Annotated in this window: 18 protein-coding genes; 3 read left to right on the top strand and 15 right to left on the bottom strand. The window is 60.8% G+C overall.

The genetic code is table 11. The features are described 5' to 3' along the window. Positions 1-21: 21 nt before the first annotated feature. Together ACK8OE_RS10320 and ACK8OE_RS10315 are read right to left on the bottom strand one after the other, a co-directional pair. Positions 22-885, bottom strand: coding sequence for an NAD(P)-dependent oxidoreductase (locus ACK8OE_RS10320; RefSeq protein ID WP_410272464.1), 864 nt, complete (start codon positions 883-885; stop codon positions 22-24). Between the two features lie 8 nt (positions 886-893). Further along, positions 894-1,403 (bottom strand): flavin reductase family protein, encoded by a 510-nt coding sequence (locus tag ACK8OE_RS10315; RefSeq protein WP_410272463.1) that lies wholly within the window; start codon positions 1,401-1,403, stop codon positions 894-896. A gap of 146 nt (positions 1,404-1,549) precedes the next feature. On the opposite strand from ACK8OE_RS10315, the gene ACK8OE_RS10310 reads away from it, so the two are divergent. Beyond that, positions 1,550-2,452 carry a flagellar motor protein MotB gene (locus ACK8OE_RS10310; RefSeq protein ID WP_410272462.1) on the top strand — a complete coding sequence of 301 codons (903 nt, stop codon included), beginning with the start codon at positions 1,550-1,552 and terminating at the stop codon, positions 2,450-2,452. Between the two features lie 48 nt (positions 2,453-2,500). Then, positions 2,501-3,235, top strand: a complete 735-nt coding sequence (locus tag ACK8OE_RS10305) for an arginyltransferase (protein ID WP_410272461.1) — start codon at positions 2,501-2,503, stop codon at positions 3,233-3,235. Here the strand turns inward: ACK8OE_RS10305 and ACK8OE_RS10300 are convergent. From ACK8OE_RS10300 to rpoZ, 13 genes are all read right to left on the bottom strand, one after another. Continuing rightward, a complete protein-coding gene (locus ACK8OE_RS10300) occupies positions 3,221-3,862 on the bottom strand; it encodes an exopolysaccharide biosynthesis protein (protein ID WP_410272460.1) in 642 nt (213 codons plus the stop codon). The genes ACK8OE_RS10305 and ACK8OE_RS10300 overlap by 15 nt on opposite strands. Positions 3,863-4,056: 194 nt before the next feature. Beyond that, positions 4,057-6,273 (bottom strand): DNA topoisomerase IV subunit A, encoded by a 2,217-nt coding sequence (gene parC / locus ACK8OE_RS10295; RefSeq protein ID WP_410272459.1) that lies wholly within the window; start codon positions 6,271-6,273, stop codon positions 4,057-4,059. A gap of 68 nt (positions 6,274-6,341) precedes the next feature. Beyond that, positions 6,342-6,740: a GFA family protein gene (locus tag ACK8OE_RS10290; RefSeq protein ID WP_290798292.1), complete on the bottom strand. Its 399-nt coding sequence runs from the start codon at positions 6,738-6,740 to the stop codon at positions 6,342-6,344. Between the two features lie 70 nt (positions 6,741-6,810). After that, positions 6,811-7,278, bottom strand: coding sequence for a hypothetical protein (locus tag ACK8OE_RS10285; RefSeq protein ID WP_410272458.1), 468 nt, complete (start codon positions 7,276-7,278; stop codon positions 6,811-6,813). Positions 7,279-7,383: 105 nt separating this feature from the next. Beyond that, positions 7,384-8,106, bottom strand: coding sequence for a DNA repair protein RecO (gene recO, locus ACK8OE_RS10280; protein WP_410272457.1), 723 nt, complete (start codon positions 8,104-8,106; stop codon positions 7,384-7,386). Positions 8,107-8,252: 146 nt separating this feature from the next. Next, a complete protein-coding gene (gene era / locus ACK8OE_RS10275; RefSeq protein ID WP_126423839.1) occupies positions 8,253-9,224 on the bottom strand; it encodes a GTPase Era in 972 nt (323 codons plus the stop codon). Then, positions 9,221-9,949, bottom strand: a complete 729-nt coding sequence (gene rnc, locus ACK8OE_RS10270) for a ribonuclease III (RefSeq protein WP_410272456.1) — start codon at positions 9,947-9,949, stop codon at positions 9,221-9,223. The genes era and rnc overlap by 4 nt, the downstream gene beginning before the upstream one ends. Beyond that, positions 9,949-10,764, bottom strand: coding sequence for a signal peptidase I (gene lepB / locus ACK8OE_RS10265; RefSeq protein ID WP_410272455.1), 816 nt, complete (start codon positions 10,762-10,764; stop codon positions 9,949-9,951). Before lepB ends, rnc begins: the two co-directional genes overlap by 1 nt. A gap of 91 nt (positions 10,765-10,855) precedes the next feature. Then, positions 10,856-11,251: a holo-ACP synthase gene (gene acpS, locus ACK8OE_RS10260; RefSeq protein WP_410272454.1), complete on the bottom strand. Its 396-nt coding sequence runs from the start codon at positions 11,249-11,251 to the stop codon at positions 10,856-10,858. After that, positions 11,248-11,997 carry a pyridoxine 5'-phosphate synthase gene (locus ACK8OE_RS10255; protein ID WP_410272453.1) on the bottom strand — a complete coding sequence of 250 codons (750 nt, stop codon included), beginning with the start codon at positions 11,995-11,997 and terminating at the stop codon, positions 11,248-11,250. The genes acpS and ACK8OE_RS10255 overlap by 4 nt, the downstream gene beginning before the upstream one ends. A 4-nt stretch (positions 11,998-12,001) precedes the next feature. Beyond that, the gene (gene pyrE, locus ACK8OE_RS10250) at positions 12,002-12,592 is read right to left on the bottom strand and encodes an orotate phosphoribosyltransferase (RefSeq protein ID WP_410272452.1); all 591 of its coding nucleotides are present in this window, start codon (positions 12,590-12,592) and stop codon (positions 12,002-12,004) included. A 67-nt stretch (positions 12,593-12,659) separates the two neighbouring features. Continuing rightward, complete coding sequence (locus ACK8OE_RS10245) at positions 12,660-14,885, bottom strand: RelA/SpoT family protein (protein WP_410272679.1); 2,226 nt, start codon at positions 14,883-14,885, stop codon at positions 12,660-12,662. Between the two features lie 554 nt (positions 14,886-15,439). Continuing rightward, entirely contained in the window at positions 15,440-15,799 is a 360-nt protein-coding gene (gene rpoZ, locus ACK8OE_RS10240; RefSeq protein WP_013480428.1) for a DNA-directed RNA polymerase subunit omega, read from the bottom strand. A gap of 195 nt (positions 15,800-15,994) precedes the next feature. Here rpoZ and ACK8OE_RS10235 point away from each other — a divergent pair, with 195 nt between their 5' ends. Next, positions 15,995-16,945 (top strand): DMT family transporter, encoded by a 951-nt coding sequence (locus ACK8OE_RS10235; protein WP_410272451.1) that lies wholly within the window; start codon positions 15,995-15,997, stop codon positions 16,943-16,945. Positions 16,946-16,947: the final 2 nt, after the last annotated feature.

Here is a 16,947-nt window from a genome sequence, read left to right as displayed (position 1 = left end):
GCCATCTGTGGAGACACCGCCTTACTTCCGCCGCGCCTCCAGACGCGCGTGCAGCGATGAGGTGTCCCAGCGCTGGCCGCCCATGGCCTGCACCTCGGAATAGAACTGATCGACCAGTGCGGCGACGCTTAAGTGCGCGCCGTTTGAGCGCGCCTCATCAAGCGCAATCCCCAGATCCTTGCGCATCCAGTCCACGGCAAAGCCGAAATCGTACCTGCCCTCGGCCATGGTCGCCCAGCGGTTCGACATCTGCCACGACCCGGCCGCGCCCTGCGAAATAGCCTGAAACACCAGTTCAGGGTCAATCTCGGCGCATTTGGCAAAGTGCACCGCTTCGGCAATGCCCTGCACCGCCCCGGCAATGGCGATCTGGTTGCACATCTTGGCCGTCTGGCCGGCACCCGCCTCGCCGATCCGGGTCAGAGACTTGGTATAGGGTAGCGTCACCGCGCGCACGCGGGCCAGTTGCGACTCTTCGCACCCGACCATGACCGACAGGGCACCATTGACGGCCCCCGCCTGCCCGCCCGACACCGGCGCATCGGCAAAATGCAAACCTTTCCCTGCACATAGAACAGATAGTTCACGCGCCAGTCGGGCCGAAGTCGTCGTGTGGTCGATGATCAGACTGCCCGCCGCCATGCGATCCGCAGCCCGCGTCACCAGATCGCGCACATCATCATCGCGCCCGACGCAGAGGACCAGCACTTCAGCATTTTCCACGGCCTCTTCAAAGTCGGTGGCAAAGGCCGCGCGGTGCGCCTCGCCCCACGCCATGGCCCTATCCACCGAGCGGTTGAAGCCCACGACCTCGAAACCGGCCTTCAACAGATGACCAGCCATAGGGGCGCCCATGACGCCCAGACCTGCAAATACGATGCGCATGGAATGCCTCAAACCGGTAAAGGGTGGGTCTGGCCATAGCGGCCACGGAAATAGGTCAGGCCGTGTTCGCCAAAATGAGTCTCGGACTGATCGAAGGCTTCGACCTCACCGACAATCACCAGATGATCCCCCAGTACCCGCGTCTGATACTGACGGCATTTCAGCCACGAAAGCGCCCCTTTCAAACGCAGTGGTTCGTCGGCAAACGATAGGTCGTCGGCTTCGCGGCAATAGGGGTTTTCACGGAAGAAGCGGTCAGACAGATCACGTTGCGCCACGCTGAGGATATTGATGCCAAAACTCTGCGCCTCGGCAAACAGGGCATAGCGTTCGGACTTAAGGTCCAGCGACCACAGAATCAGCTTCGGCTCCAGAGACACAGAGGCGAACGAGTTGATGGTCAGCCCCATGACGCACGGGTGGCCTTCACGGTCCACCACGGGAATGGTGACGACAGCCACGCCGGTGGCAAAGGTGCCCAGCGCGTGACGATAGGCCAGACGATCAGGGTCGCTCAACGGAACCTCATGGCAACAGGAATACCCCCTCCTTTGACCCCAAAAGCCTGCGGGGGTCAATCGCTGAAACCGCCTCAAAACCGCTGACGGCTTCAACCGCCTGTTAAGATTAATGACCGATAGATTGATGAACTTCCGGAGTTCGTATGGCCAGTCGCGACGCCCCTATTGTCATCAAGAAAGTCAAGAAGGTCGTCGGCGGCGGACACCACGGCGGCGCGTGGAAGGTCGCCTATGCCGACTTCGTGACCGCCATGATGGCTTTCTTCCTGCTGATGTGGCTGATCAACACCACCTCCCCCGAACAGAAACGGGGTGTGGCCGACTATTTCGCCCCGGCCAGCGTGTCGCAAACCACCTCCGGCTCAGGGGGTATTCTGGCAGGTACCGCGATTGGCCGCGATGGCGTCAAGCAGGAAGGCGCGATGGCCTTTATCGAGCAGATGGCCCCCGAAGCCCCGGACGTACAGGACCGCGACGGTTCCTCCCAAAAAGCCGCCGACCTGTCGCAAACGCCGGAAGAGCAACTGCGCGAGGAACTGCAAAAACGCGAGGAGGTTTCGTTCCGCTCGGCCGCCGAATCGCTGCGGCAGGCGCTTCAGGACATGCCCGAACTGGCCGAGCTGTCGAAAAACATCCTTGTCGATCAGACGCCCGAAGGCCTGCGTATTCAACTGATTGATCAGGAAGGGCGCGCCATGTTCAACGCCAACTCGACCCAGCCCAATGAACGCGCCCGCCTTTTGCTGCGCGCTGTGGCCAAGGTGGTCAATCAGTTGCCGAACCGCATCTCGATCACGGGCCACACGACCGGCACCCCCGGCATGGGTCAGTCGGATAAGGACTGGAAACTGTCGGCTGATCGCGCCGACGCCTCGCGTCAGGTATTGCAGGGCGCGGGCGTCGATCAGGACCGCGTGGCGCAGGTTTCGGGTAAGGCGGCGAAAGAACCTCTGTATCCGGACGACCCGACCTTGGCTGGCAATCGCCGCATTGCGATTATTTTGCTGCGCGAAGCCCCCGTTCTCCCAGAAAACCCTTCTCTTTGACGGAAAAATGGGGTCTGATGGGATGACAGGATCATCAGGCATCACCCCATGAGCGAGCATTTTCCGGGACGAAAGCTCAGATACTATCTGACCATCCCTGGCCCTTGCCCGTATCTGGAAGGTCAGGAGGAACGGAAGGTGTTTGTGCACCTCCCCCCCCTTGAAGCCATCAATGTCAATGATCAACTCTCGGCCATCGGCTTCCGCCGTTCTCAGAACATCGCCTACCGTCCGGCCTGCCCGGCCTGTCGCGCCTGTCAGTCGGTGCGCATCCCCGTGCACGGCTATCAGCACAACCGCACGGACAAGCGCATCCTGAAACGCAATGCGGGGCTGACGCGGCATTTCCGTGAGGCCGAAGCGACGCGCGAACAGTATGACCTGCTGCAAAAATATCTTAAGGCGCGCCACCCCGACGGCGGCATGATGGATATGACCTGGCCCGATCTGGTGGCCATGGTCGAAGACACGCTGGTGCGCACCCACATGATCGAATACCGGCTGGACGGGCAACTGATCGGCTGCGTACTGGTCGATGCGCTTAATGACGGCCTGTCGCTGGTCTATAGCTTCTACGATCCGGACCTGATGAACCGCTCGCTGGGCCGCTTCGTCATTCTGGACCACATAGATCAGGCGCAGCGCGCCGGCTATGCCTATGTCTATCTCGGCTACTGGGTGAAGGGCTCGCCCAAGATGGACTATAAGGCACGCTACCGGCCGCTGGAGGCGCTAACCGATTTCGGCTGGACCGAGATCGATCCGGATTTAACTGAAAACTGAATTCAGTCCGCGCCCGGCGGCAAAGGCCCCATAGACAATGCCGCCAACATACAGCGTGGCCGCCAGCGCAAACACCTGCCCCAGCAGCACAAACAGACCATCGCGCTGGATCATGCCGACCGCCGTCAGCAGAATCGCCACCGCCGGCAGGGTGTTGGAAAAGGGGATAATCCCCAGCGGCAGCATCATGATCACAGCGGCATAGATGAGGACCAGCGCATTGACGCGGTTCGACACTGCGCCGCTGGTCAGCCTGAGAAGGCGTGGTTTGACGAAACGGTCGATCTTCGACACTACGCCGACCCCGCGTTGCAGCACCGGCACCAGCTTCGCCGTCTCGATCTCACGGTCCAGTATCTTTTCCGGTAGCCAAGGCAGGCGGTTGAAAAGAATGGCCACGGCAATGAGGATGATGGCGGCGCTGAACGGAATGGAAATACCCGGCACCGACACGGGGATCAAAAACGGCAGGCACAGCAGCACGCAGAGCAGCAGCAGGCCCTGCTCGCCCATCATGTCGATCAGTTCCCGTAGTGTTGTGTGCTTACCCTCAATGCGCCCCACCGTATGGGTCAGCATGGCACTGAGAGTTTCGGAGGTGTCGTGAAAGCCAAAAATCTTACGCATGCGGCATATGCAACGAAAGGCGCATAAGGGCGCAAGTGGAAAATCGTTTGCGTGGAACACGGTTTTCCACAGACGCACAAAGATAGACCGTGTGCGGTTAAAACCATACAGTCTTTGGCTGCGTAGCCAGCTCTGCCAAAAAAAGGGACGCGCCGGGGCGCGTCCCAATCTGTGAAATCTGTGATCCTTTAGCCTTACGCCGGACGCAGCTTGCGCAGGCCGCGTGGGGCCATCTTGCCGACGCTGGCGCGCTTGCCCACAAAGTCTTTCCAGTCCTTGAAGTCGCGCGCCTTGCCCGATCCGTCGTACCACTGCACCGGCCCGGCCTGATCGAAGATGGCGATGTCCTTGACGCCGCCGTCCTTATAGCCTTGCAGCTTGACGCCCTTGCCGCGTGCCATTTCCGGCAGTTCTGCGACCGGATAGACCAGCACCTTGTTGTTTTCACCCAGAATAACCACGTGGTCGCCCGTCACCGGCAGGGCCACAAAGGCCTCGGTGCCATCCGCATTGAGCACAGACTTACCGGCCTTCTTGTTACCGACTGCGTCCTCTTCGTTCATCACGAAGCCATAGCCGTTCTTCGACACCATCAGGCGTTTGGCCCCCGGCGTAAACATGAAGACGTTGACGATACGGGTGTTTTCTTCCATCTCCAGCATCAACTGGAGCGGTTCACCATGCCCACGACCGGACGGCAGCTTGTCGCAGCCCAGCGTGAAGAAACGCCCGTCCGAGGTCATGATCAGTAGCTTGTCGGTATTGTAGCCGGGCACCAGGAAGCCCAGATTGTCGCCTTCCTTGAACTTCAGCTCTGACGGATCATCGACGCGGCCCTTGGTGGCGCGAATCCAGCCGCGTTCCGACAGGATAACGGTCAGGACTTCCTTGGGCAGATAGGATTCGATGGATGCCACCTCGACACCCTGCGGCGCGTCGGCAAAGGTGGTGCGGCGCGCCGACAGAAGCTGCTTACGCACCTCGGTAAGTTGTTCGTCGATGCGCTTCCACTGCTTCTTTTCCGAACCCAGCAGCGACAACAGGCCGTCGCGTTCCTTCGACAGCTTGTCGTGCTCACCCTTGATGGCCATTTCTTCCAGCCGCGCCAGTTGCCGCAGTCGCGTATCGAGGATGTAATCGACCTGCACCTCGGTCAGCTCGAAGCGCGCCATCAGGGTCTGTTTCGGCGTCTCGTCCTCACGGATAATGCGGATCACCTCATCCAGATTGAGGAAGGCGATCATCAGGCCGTCGAGGACGTGCAGACGCTTCTCGATCTTGTCCAGACGCCATTGCGACTGCCGGATCAGCACTTCGCGGCGGTGGTCGAGGAACGAGGTCAGGATGGTCTTCAAACCCATGACGCGCGGCGTACCGGTCTTATCCAGCACGTTCATGTTGAAGGCAAAGCGCGTTTCCAGATCGGAGATCTTGAACAGGCTTTCCATAAGCACTTCGGGGTCGATATTGCGCGTCTTGGGCTCAAGGATCAGCCGCACCTCTTCGTCGGATTCGTCACGCACATCGCCCAGCAGCGGGGCCTTCTTCGCTTCGATCAGGTCAGCCAGTTGCTCGATCAGGCGCGACTTCTGCACCTGATACGGGATTTCGGAGACAAGGATACGCCAGGCGCCGCGGCCCAGATCCTCAACCTCATAGCGGGCGCGCACCCGCACGCTGCCGCGGCCCGTCTCATAGGCCTCAAAGATGGCTTCGCGCCGTTCGACGCAGATGCCGCCGGTCGGGAAGTCGGGCCCCGGAATGATGGCCATCAGGCCATTGGTGTCGGTATCGGGTTCGGCGATCAGCAGCTTACAGGCGTCGATCAGTTCGGCCACATTGTGCGGCGGGATGGAGGTCGCCATACCCACGGCGATACCCGTCGCGCCATTGGCGAGCAGGTTCGGGAACGCCGCCGGCAGCACGACCGGCTCCTCGTCCTGACCGTCATAGGTCGGGCGGAAATCGACGGCATTTTCGTCGATACCGTCCAGCAGCAGCATGGCCGCCGTCGTCATCTTGCATTCGGTGTAACGCATGGCGGCGGCGGAATCGCCGTCGATATTGCCGAAATTCCCCTGCCCATCGACCATGGGATAGCGTTGGGCGAACCATTGCGCCATACGCACCAGCGCGTCGTAGATCGACTGATCGCCATGCGGGTGGAAGTTACCCATGACTTCCCCGACGACCTTGGCCGATTTGCGCGCCGCCGCCTGCGGGTTCAGCCGCATACTGTGCATGGCGTACAGCACGCGCCGGTGCACCGGCTTCAGGCCGTCGCGCACGTCCGGCAGGGCGCGGTGCATGATGGTGGACAGCGCATAGGCCAGATAGCGCCGCGACAGGGCCTCGCCCATCGGTTCGCTGAGGATACGGCCGCCTTCGTCAGGAATCACATCGTTGCTCATGCCTTATGCGTAAGGCTTTCGCGCTTTTCGCACAAGCACATATGCAGAACAGGTTGTGGAGGGCGCACTCACCAATTGTTGCGGCCATCCAGCGTTTCGATCGGCAGGCTGCTCAGATCAAAGCCATCGACCATGCGCATATTGATGGCGACGATGCGCTGATCAGGCACGACGCCCGCCTCCCCCTTGGGCGTACCATCGGCATTATAGGCGGAGGCCCAGTCCGGACTGTCGCCGTGTGTATTGCCGCCGCAATGGCCGCAGAAATGATGCTGATTGAGGCCGCCACTGGCCGAATAGGTGCGATCGTGCGTCGAGCTGTGGATCGTCACCTCACCTGTCGCGAAATAGGCCCATACGGCCCCGACGCGGTGGCAGTAGGTGCAGTTACAGGTTCGCCCGCCTTCGGGGGCTTTTAAGATGTCGATGCGGGTCGCGCCGCAATGGCAGGTGGCTGTGAGGGTCATGGTTCGCTCCTGTTGAGGGAGCAAACCTCGCAGAGCATGATGACAAAATCTGTCAGCAGGATTTAAATGCTCAGAACAGGGCGTCCACGGCGTTTTGCAGATCGCTTTCGATACGCTCGGCCCGCCCGTGAATATGGGCGTCCATTTCAACGACCCGCGCCTTCAGGCTGTCCAGACGCGCCGCCAGATCTTCGCGCGCCGCCTCGTCTTCGAGATTGGAACTGAGCAGGATCTGGATGCCGGACTCGAACTCTTCAAGCGCCTTTTCGCAGGCTTCATCGAAGGGTTTGCGCACCATGTCGGGCGACGCCTTATAGGCGGCAATAACCACGTCTTTTTGCTCGAAGCCGGAATTTTCGAAATGCTCGACATAGCCGCGACGCCGCCAGTCCATCAGCTCCTCGGCCATGTCCGGCATGTCGAGGCCCATTTCAAACAGCATGATGGCTTCGTTGAACAGGTTGAGGTAGTCCGTCGCCAAACCCGTCTCCGGATTGACGTTGGCTGCCCGCAGTTCCTGTTCGCTATACCCTGACATACCCGTCAAACTACCCGCCCGAATCGAGCCCATCGGCCTAACTTAGTGAAAACACGTTACCAAAGCATGGAGAACGATGTTTTCGCGTACATTTTAAAAACGGAATCACTGATCTTGTACACTGTCGATAAGGCGCGTGCGGATTTCGGGCAAGGGTTGATTGAGCGGATGAAAGATATGCCGCTCCAGAAAATAACCGGTCAGGTCCAGCCCCCGGCGCAGATCGTCCGCCTGAACCCCGCCTTGTGACGACAGCAAAAATCCCGGTAAGGGCAGCAACTTATCCTTATAGGGCTCGCCTTCGCGACGGCTGACGGCGCGGGCCGAACGCGGCGAGACATAGATCAGATCATCGCGGCTGCCGCTCACCGCGCAGGCCGACAGGTCGAGGCCAAACCCGACGGCTTCCAGCAGGCCCATCTCGAAGCGCACATAGACATAGGGCCAGACGCCAGGCAGGCCGAAGGCCTTGATCAGCGCTTCAAAGGCAAAAAACGCCCCCGGATAGGCCTCGCGTTCGGGCAGGACGGCGCGCGTCATGACGCAGGCGCACTGCACGCCGATCAGGGCCATCGGATCGTCGAAAAATTCAGCCGTGGCGTCGCCCTCGGGTTCGAGCGTAGCCGAGCCCAGTTGGTCGGCAGTGCGCGCCCGATAGGACAGGCGCACACGGCTGGCCGGTTGCAGATAAGGCTTGAGCCGACGCGAGGCCCCGCCGGGCACATGGGCGGCGATATGGCCGTGTTCCAGAGTCAGAAAATGCACCACCGCACCGGTTTCCCCGTGCGGCCGGGCGCTTAAAACAAAGGCATCGTCTTCGAAGGTCACGACGATCCCCCCTTCACGACGCGAGAAAATTTCACGTCAGGCTGAGACGAAACGTGCGCTTTTCGAGAACCGGCGCGCAGCGTACTTAAGTACGTGAGCACCGGAAGCGCAGAAAAGTGCCCGTTGCAGGCCAGCCTCACGTGAAATTACTCCCCGAACTCCAGACCAAACTGCGCATATAAAGCCCGGTCGTCGCTCCAGCGCTCATTAACCTGCACGTGCAGGAACAGGTGCACCTTGCGATCGAGAATATCCATCAATTCCTGACGGGCGCGCTGGCCGATCCATTTCAGCGTCTGACCGTTCTTGCCCAGCACGATGGCGCGCTGACCGTCGCGTTCGACGAAGATGGTCTGTTCGATACGCGCCGCGCCGTCGGGCATGTCCTTGAAGTCGGTCGTCACCACGGCGCAGGCATAGGGCAGTTCCTCATGCACGCGCAGGAACAGCTTTTCGCGGGTGATTTCGGCGGCCAGAATACGCACCGGCGCATCGGCGGCCTGATCTTCCGGATAAAGCCACGGCCCCGAAGGCATTTTATCGGCCAGCGCCTCCATAAGGTCGCCAATGCCATTGCCCTTTTCGGCCGAGATCATGAAGACCTGATCGAAAACGCCTTCCTTGAACAGGCTGTCAGCCAGGGCCAGCAGGTTGTCGCGGCGCAGAAGATCGATCTTGTTGAGCACCAGAATGGCGCGGCGATTATTGGCTTTCAGCCCCGCAATGATGGTCTCGGCGTCTTCGACCGCCAGCTTATCGGCACCGGTCGGCTTGGTGTCGGGGGCCGGGAAATGCACGGCCAGATGCGCCGGAGCGTCGATCAGCATGACGACGATGTCGGCGTCTTCGGCTCCGCCCCAGGCCGATTTGACCATGGCACGGTCGAGACGCCGGCGCGGCTTGAAGATGCCCGGCGTATCGACCAGCACGATCTGCGCTTCGCCATGAATGGCAATGCCACGCACCGGAAAGCGCGTCGTCTGCACTTTCTGAGTGACGATGGAGACCTTGGAGCCGACCAGAGCGTTGACAAGGGTGGATTTGCCGGCATTGGGCGCGCCGATGATGGCGGCGAAACCCGCGCGCGTCGTCGCGGGAGAAGAAGAGGTGATCGTCAATTAAGACCTGCGTGTTCGATAAAGCTGAGGGCCGCCGCCTTTTCGGCCTCCTGACGGGACTTGCCGCTGGCGACGACGGGATCATAGCCTTCTAGCGTGAGCGCGACCTTAAAGATAGGGGCATGATCGGGACCGGTGCGTTCCACGATCTCATATTTCGGTGAAGCCAGCTTCTGCTGCGCGGCCCATTCCTGAAGGTGCGACTTGGGGTTCAGGTGCGAACGGGAATGGCTGGCGCGAATATGCGGTTGCCACAGCGGAGCGAAGATGCGCCGCGCCGTCTCAAAACCGCCGTCGAGATAAACCGCTGCGATCAGGGCCTCACAGGCATCGCCCAGAATGGTCAGGTTGGAGCGCCCGCCGCTTTTGGTTTCGCCGGGGGCCAGACGCATGGCCGCCCCGACGCCCAGAGACGTGGCCACCGCCGCACAGGTTTCGCGGCTGACCAGCCCGTGCAGGCGCTGCGACATCTCCCCTTCGGCGGCCTGCGGGAAGGCCTGCATCAGGGCTTCGGCCACCAGCAGGCCCAGCACGCGATCCCCGAGAAACTCCAGCCGCTCATTATCGCCGGAGACGGTCTTTTTGGGGCGTCCGTCGCTGACACTGGCGTGGGTAAGCGCGCTGTCGAGCAGTTGGCGGTCTGAAAAGCGGTATCCGAGTTTCGCCTCCAGTTCATCCAGCACCTTCTGCCGGTGGCCGGAGACATCCCTTTGCATACGTGTCATTATTTCAGGGACTTGAAGAAACGGTCCCAGCGCAGGTCGAGCCAGGTCCACGGCTTGAACAGCGAGGCCCCCTTGTTCCACGAGATCAGCACCATGACCGCCTTGCCCTCAAGGTTTTCGGCGGGCACGAAGCCAACGCCCGGCTGGAACGGATCGGCGGGCGAGAAACGGCTGTCGAGCGAGTTGTCGCGGTTGTCGCCCATCACGAAATACTGACCTTCGGGGACGGTAAATTCCTGCGTGTCGTCGGCTTCGGGCTTATAGCCCATATCCTGCGTCAGGTGGGTCGCGCCGTCAGGCAGGTCTTCTTCCATCACCTCAACACCCTGCGTCGCATAGGTGATGCCGGCGGAGATCGGCCCCTTGTCGATGGTGGTCACCGGCTGGTCATTGATAATGACCTGACCGTTCTTCACCTGAACGCGGTCGCCGGGCAGGCCGATAACGCGCTTGATGTAATCGACCTTGGTGTTGCTGGGCAGCTTGAACACCACGATGTCACCGCGTTTGGCTTGCTTTTCGAAAATGCGGCCCGAAATCACCGGCGGCGAAAACTGGATGGAGTGCTTCGAATAGCCATAGTCCCACTTGCGCACCACAATGTAGTCACCCTCATAGAGGTTGGGCTCCATCGAGGCCGACGGGATGGTGAAGGGCTGGAAAAACAGCGTGCGGAAGACCAGAGTGATGATCAGGGCGATCGCCACGGTCTTGATGATATCGGACCATTCGTCCTTGATCGCCGACTTTTCGTCGCTTTCGACAATATCTTTTTCTACGGCCACGTCTTCCGTAACCTTGTCCTCAGCGCTCATAAACAGCCCCATTCCTTTAGCGCCTATAGCTTTAAGCGCATTCCTTCGACCTGTCTATTTTTAGATTCCGGCCAAAAATAGACGTTACATTTTATTCAGGGAGCGCCTCGATAATCACATAGGCCCCGGCCAGATCGCCCTCATCCGTCAGGCTGAGGTGGATGCGCGCCGCACAGCCCTGCGGCAACAGCGCCCGAAGCCGGTCAAGCGCACCGTTTTTAAGCGTCACCTCAGGCTTGCCCAGCGCATCATTGCGTACCTCTATGTCGGTGAAATGAAAGCCGCGCAAACCGCTGCCCAGCGCCTTCATCACCGCCTCCTTGGCGGCAAAACGCTTGGCCAGGGTCGGATGCACCGGCGTTTTCGACAGGGCGTAGGCCTGCTCGGCGGGCGTGAACACGCGGTCGAGGAATTTCTGACCGAAACGTTCGACCGATTGCCGGATGCGCCGGGTATCGGTCAGGTCCATGCCCACGCCAAGGATCATAGGCGCGCAGCGTCCATCAGGTGCCGCATACGGCTGACCGATGCCTCAAGCCCCACAAAGATCGCCTCGCCGATCAGGAAGTGGCCGATATTCAGCTCTTTGATCTGAGGTACGCGCGAAATGAAGGTCACGGTATCGTAGTCGATGCCGTGGCCCGCATGGACCTCTATGCCGACCTCGGCCGCCATGTGCGCCGCCCATTCGAGCTTCTTCATCTCGGATTCCACGATGGAGCGTTCACCTTCGCGCCAGGCGTCGCACAGGGCCCCCGTGTGGAATTCGACGACCGGCGCGCCGATGTTCGACGCTGCCGATACCTGAAGCGGGTCGGTGGCGATAAACAGCGAGGTACGGATACCCGCCGCATTGAGCCGTGCGACCGCAGGCCCCACCACGTCTATATTACCCGCCACATCCAGACCGCCTTCGGTGGTGCGTTCCTGACGGCGTTCGGGCACCAGACAGCAGGCGTGCGGCTTGAGATCGAGCGCAATGCCGATCATCTCATCGGTCACCGCCATCTCGAAGTTCAGCGGTTTGCGAAACTCATCACAGATGGCCTTCAGCGCCCAGATATCCTTATCGAGCACGTGGCGGCGATCTTCGCGCAGGTGCGCCGTGATGCCATCGACTCCGGCCTCCAGCACCTGACGGGCGCCACGCACAGGGTCAGGCGCATGGCCGCCGCGCGCATTGCGCACCGTGGCGATGTGGTCGATATTGATCCCCAGACGGATGCGGTTCATGTCATCAGGCCTTTTGCGACAGACGGCGGCTGCCGGGGTCCTGCACCGGAATGGCGGCCAGTTCCGGCGGCAGAGCATCGGCGGGATAGGCCGGGACTTCGAGGCTGGCCAGCGAGATCAGCGGCACGCCGACATCTGCCTTGCCCCCCGACCGGTCAACGATACAGGCCGCCGCGACGACTTCGCCGCCCAGCGCCTGAATGGCGGCGATACATTCTCGCGACGACAGGCCGGTGGTGACGATGTCTTCGACCATGACCACTTTCGCGCCGGGCTCGATGTGGAAGCCGCGGCGCAGCTTGAACTCACCTTCGACGCGCTCAACATACATGGACGGGACTTTCAGGTGCCGCGCCGTCTCATAGCCCGGAATGATGCCACCCACCGCTGGCGAAATCGCCACATCGACGCTGCCGGCCTGCGCCACGATCTTTTCGGCGAGTGCCTTGCACAGGCGCTCACAGCGGCCGGCATTCATAAAGACGAGGTTTTTTTGCAGGAACAGCGGCGAATGCAGCCCGCTCGACAACACGAAATGCCCCTCTCTCAGGGCATTGGCGTCACGGAATTCATTGATCACGTCTTCAGAGGTCATGGGAGGGTCCCGGCAGTATGTGTTTTGCCGCTACATAGGCCAAATCGCCGTCGAACCCAAAGGGTTTTTAGCCCCTGATCCGCTCGACCCCCTCGACCGAGGGATTGGTGCGGATGGCCGCCGTAATATTGGTCAGGTGGCGGGCATCCAGCACCTCGACCTCGAATTCGGCATCGAGGAAATCGACCTGCTGGTTCGACAGGCGGATATTGACGATATTGCCTTTCGCCTCACCGATCAGGGTACAGACCTGCCCCAGAACACCCGGCTTGTTGCGCATATTGGCGCGGATACGGGCGGGCGAGACAGTGTTCTTTTCGGCGTTGAGCGTCCATTGCAGGTCGATCCACACCTCTTTTTGTCCCTCATAGGCCTCAAGTTGCTCGCATTCGATGGAATGGACATGAACCTCCGCCCCTTCGACAATGCCGACGATACGGTCGCCCGGCACCGGCGTGCAGCAGCGCGAAAAGACGATCTTCTGTTGCGGCCGCAGGGCATGGCCGCGCACAAAGGCCGTGGCGTCTTCGCCGTCCTTGATGCGGCTGAAGGAATCGGTAGTCAGGGTGGCGGGCAGTTTCAGGCCGGGGAACAGGGCCTCCAGCACCTTGGCCGGCGCGATCTTGCCACGGCCACACAGCTCAAACAGTTCGTCCTCGCTCTGGACCTGAAAGCGTTCAAAGGCCGGACGCCAGGACATGTCGGTGAGGGTCTTTTCGACCTGTGCCGCCCCGCGTTCCAGCGCCGAGCGCCCCAGACGGATGAAGTCGTCGCGCTGGGTCTGACGGATGCTGCGGCGGATGGCGGCGCGTGCGCGACCGGTAATGGTCAGCGACTGCCAGTCCGGGTTCACGCGCGCTTCGACGCCAGTGATGATTTCGACCTGATCGCCATTCTGCAACGGCGTGCGCAGCGGCTTGTGCTCGCCATTGATGACGGCGCCGATGGCCTTGTCGCCCACCTCGGTATGCACCGCATAGGCGAAATCGAGCGGCATGGCCCCGCGCGGCAGGGAGATCAGGCGGCCCTTGGGCGAGAAACAGAAGACCTGATCGAGGAACATTTCCAGCTTGGCGTGTTCGACCCATTCATCGGAATCGCCACCGTTTTCGGCGATCTGCACGATGGCGCGCAGATTGGCGATGGGGTTGCGTTCCGCCCATTGCGTCGCCGCCGCCTCATCGAAGCCATAGGACTGGTTTTTATAGCCCCAGTGGGCCGCCAGCCCCTCTTCGGCCACGCGGTCCATCACCTCGGTGCGGATCTGCATTTCGATGCGCGCGCCCTTATGGCCGATGACGGTGGTGTGCAGGGACTGGTAATTGTTGGATTTCGGCGTCGAGATAAAGTCTTTGAAGCGGTCCTGCACGCAGGGCCACTTGCGGTGCAGCACGCCCAGAGACAGGTAGCAGTCGTCCGGGCTATCGACGATGACGCGAAACGCCACAATATCCGACAGTTGTGAGAAGCCGATCGACTTGCGTTGCAGCTTGCGCCAGATCGAATAGGGCGATTTCTCCCGCCCCGACACCCGCGCCCGGATACCGGCGACCGACAGCGTGTCCTGAATGTCGCGGGCAATATCCGCGACCGCCGCGCCCTTCTGATCGCGCAGATCGGCCAGTCTTTGCAGGATCGCCGCCCGCCCGCGCGGATTGATAAAGGTGAAGGCCAGGTCTTCCAGCTCAGTCGCAAAGCGGTTGCAACCGATCTGCCGGGCCAGCGGCGCATAAACCTCCAGCGTCTCGCGCGAAATGCGTTCACGCTTGTGCTCCGGCACGTATTGCAGGGTTCGCATATTGTGCAGACGGTCGGCCAGCTTGACCAGAAGCACGCGCACGTCCTTGGAAATGGCCAGAATGAATTTGCGCAGGTTTTCCGACTGCTTGGTATATTCGGACTTCAGCTCGAGTCGCGTCAGCTTGGTGACACCTTCGACCAGTTGCGCGATCTCTTCGCCAAATAGCGACGCGATTTCCTCGCGCGTGGCAGGCGTGTCTTCGATGGTGTCGTGCAGCAGCGCCGTAACAATGGCCGCCGAATCCAGCTTATAGTCGGTGAGAATCCCCGCCACCTCGATCGGATGGGCGAAATAGGGGTCACCCGAAGCGCGCAACTGCGCCCCGTGCATGCGCATGGCATAGACATAGGCGCGGTTGAGCAGAGCCTCATCGACGGTCGGGTCATAGGCGGCGACGCGGTCGATCAGCTCCATCTGACGCAGGAAACGGCGCTTCGGAGCGGGGGTAGGCGCAGGCTTGTGAGCCTGCGCCCTCTCCGTCATTGACGGCATTTCGGGAGGTGTCTGGATCGGAGGCGCTTCCGCCGGCGGATCGAGCGGTGGGGTTTCCACCGGATCGATTGGCGGCGTTTCGGGCGGGGGTATGACATCCCCCTCCTTGGGCTCACCGGGCGGCACTTCCTGAGGCTTTTCTTCCGGAAAACCGGGCGGCACGGCAGGCGGTTCGTTTTCAGACGAAACCCGTGCCGTGATTACCGATTGCCCTTCAGTTGCCATGTCCCGAACCGTACTCTTCTCATACATGCAGGCTCCTTAGATAAGAGCCCCGCCACGCGAGTCAAAGAGTAACCCCGCAAACCTTTAATCGCCAATAAAAAAGCAGGGTTTATACCAGGAGGTATTGAAGACGACTCTGGTATTCGTTTCGCGAATGTCTTATGCCTTTGATACATATGAGACATTCGCGAGTTTCTTAAACGACCGGATGCGTCAGCATCTTCGGGCGTTGGTGTTATCCGCAAAGTTATGGGCAAGGGGGCGCACAGATAAAAACGCCGGACTGAGCGACAGTCCGGCGTTTTCAAAATGCGTTGAATAGCAGAGGCTTAGTAGCGTTCTTCCTGACCGCCGTCGCGATCGGACTGAAGCGCGCGGATCAGCTCGCTTTCCGACATCTGCTGGTGCTGCGGATCGGCCAGCAGGGCCAGGGTTTCGGCCTCTTCCTCGGCCTCGGTGCGCTCATCGACTCGTTGCAGCGAGGCGATCAGGCTCTCGGTCAGGCTTTCCGGCGGCAGCTTGTCCTCGGCGATCTCACGCAGGGCCACGACCGGGTTCTTGTCGTTGTCGCGGTCGAGCAGGATCGAAGCACCCGAAGAGATGGCGCGGGCGCGATGCGCCGCCAGCAGCACCAGATTGAAACGGTTATCGACCTTCTCGACGCAATCTTCGACGGTGACGCGAGCCATGCAGAACCCTTTGCAAATAATGACAAAAACGCCGCCGCCAAGACGTATCTCGCCTTGACCGACAGCGTGAGCCGTGTTCGTTCGCCCTGTCTTTAGCCAGTGTCGCTGCAAAACACAAGAATTACTTGTCATTTGCGTTCAAGCCGCCGTGCAGCGGTTGCACCGCCTGCCCGCCTCGCCTAAGAGACGCGCATCATGTCCGCTGCGTCCTCCCCTGTTGCGTCCCCGTCCGCCCTGTCGCGCTGGAGCGGCTATGCTTTGGCTCTGGCCGGAGCGTTCCTGTTCGCCACCAAGGGCATCTTTATCAAGCTGGCCTATGCCTATCAGGTCGATGCCTCGACTCTGCTGACCCTTCGGCTTCTCATCGCCACGCCGTTCTTTATAGCCGTCGGCCTGATCACCCGCTATCGCCAGCGCAAGGCCGCGCCCCTGTCGGGCAGCCTGTACCTCAAGGCGCTGGCGGTCGGCGCGCTAGGCTACTGGTTCGCCAGCTATACCGATTTCGAAGGGCTGGTGCACCTTTCGCCGCAGTTTGAACGCCTGATCCTGTTCACCTACCCCCTGTTCGTCATCCTTCTGGGCGCGTGGCTGTTCCGGCAGCCACTGAAGAAACTGGCCCTGCCCGCCTTTGGAATTGCCTATGCCGGTCTGGCCCTCGTCTTCTGGTCGGAAGCGGGCAGCGGCGGGCCGGACGTTGCCATCGGTGCCGGCTGGGTCATGGCCTCCTCAGTCGCCTTCGCCCTCTATCTGCTGCTGGCCAAGCCTTTGATCGCGCAGATGGGCGCCGCCCTGTTTACCTCGGTCGGCATGGTGGGGGCGGCCATCGCCACCTTCATCCATTTCGGCCTGACGCATCAGGCCAGCGCCATCCCGGCTGATCCGGGACTGTGGGCACTGGCGCTCGGTCTGGCTATTGGCGCGACCGTCCTGCCCGGCTATCTGGTCAGCTTCGCTCTGGCGCGCATCAGTTCTCAGGCCAATGCCGTCATCGGCTTCATCAATCCCATCTTCACCATGGGACTGAGCGTTCTGATCCTGAAAGAAAGCCTCTCGCTGATCGACCTGATCGGCACCGCGCTGGTGCTGGGTGGCGTCGGGCTATACACCTGGCTGGAACAGCGCCCTCAGCGGTCTAGATCATTATGATT

Source organism: Asticcacaulis sp. W401b (assembly GCF_046503825.1).
In the GTDB taxonomy this organism is placed as follows: Bacteria; Pseudomonadota; Alphaproteobacteria; order Caulobacterales; family Caulobacteraceae; genus Asticcacaulis.
The sequence above is the reverse complement of the archived record's forward strand: the minus strand, read 5'-3'. Positions and strand labels throughout refer to the sequence as shown.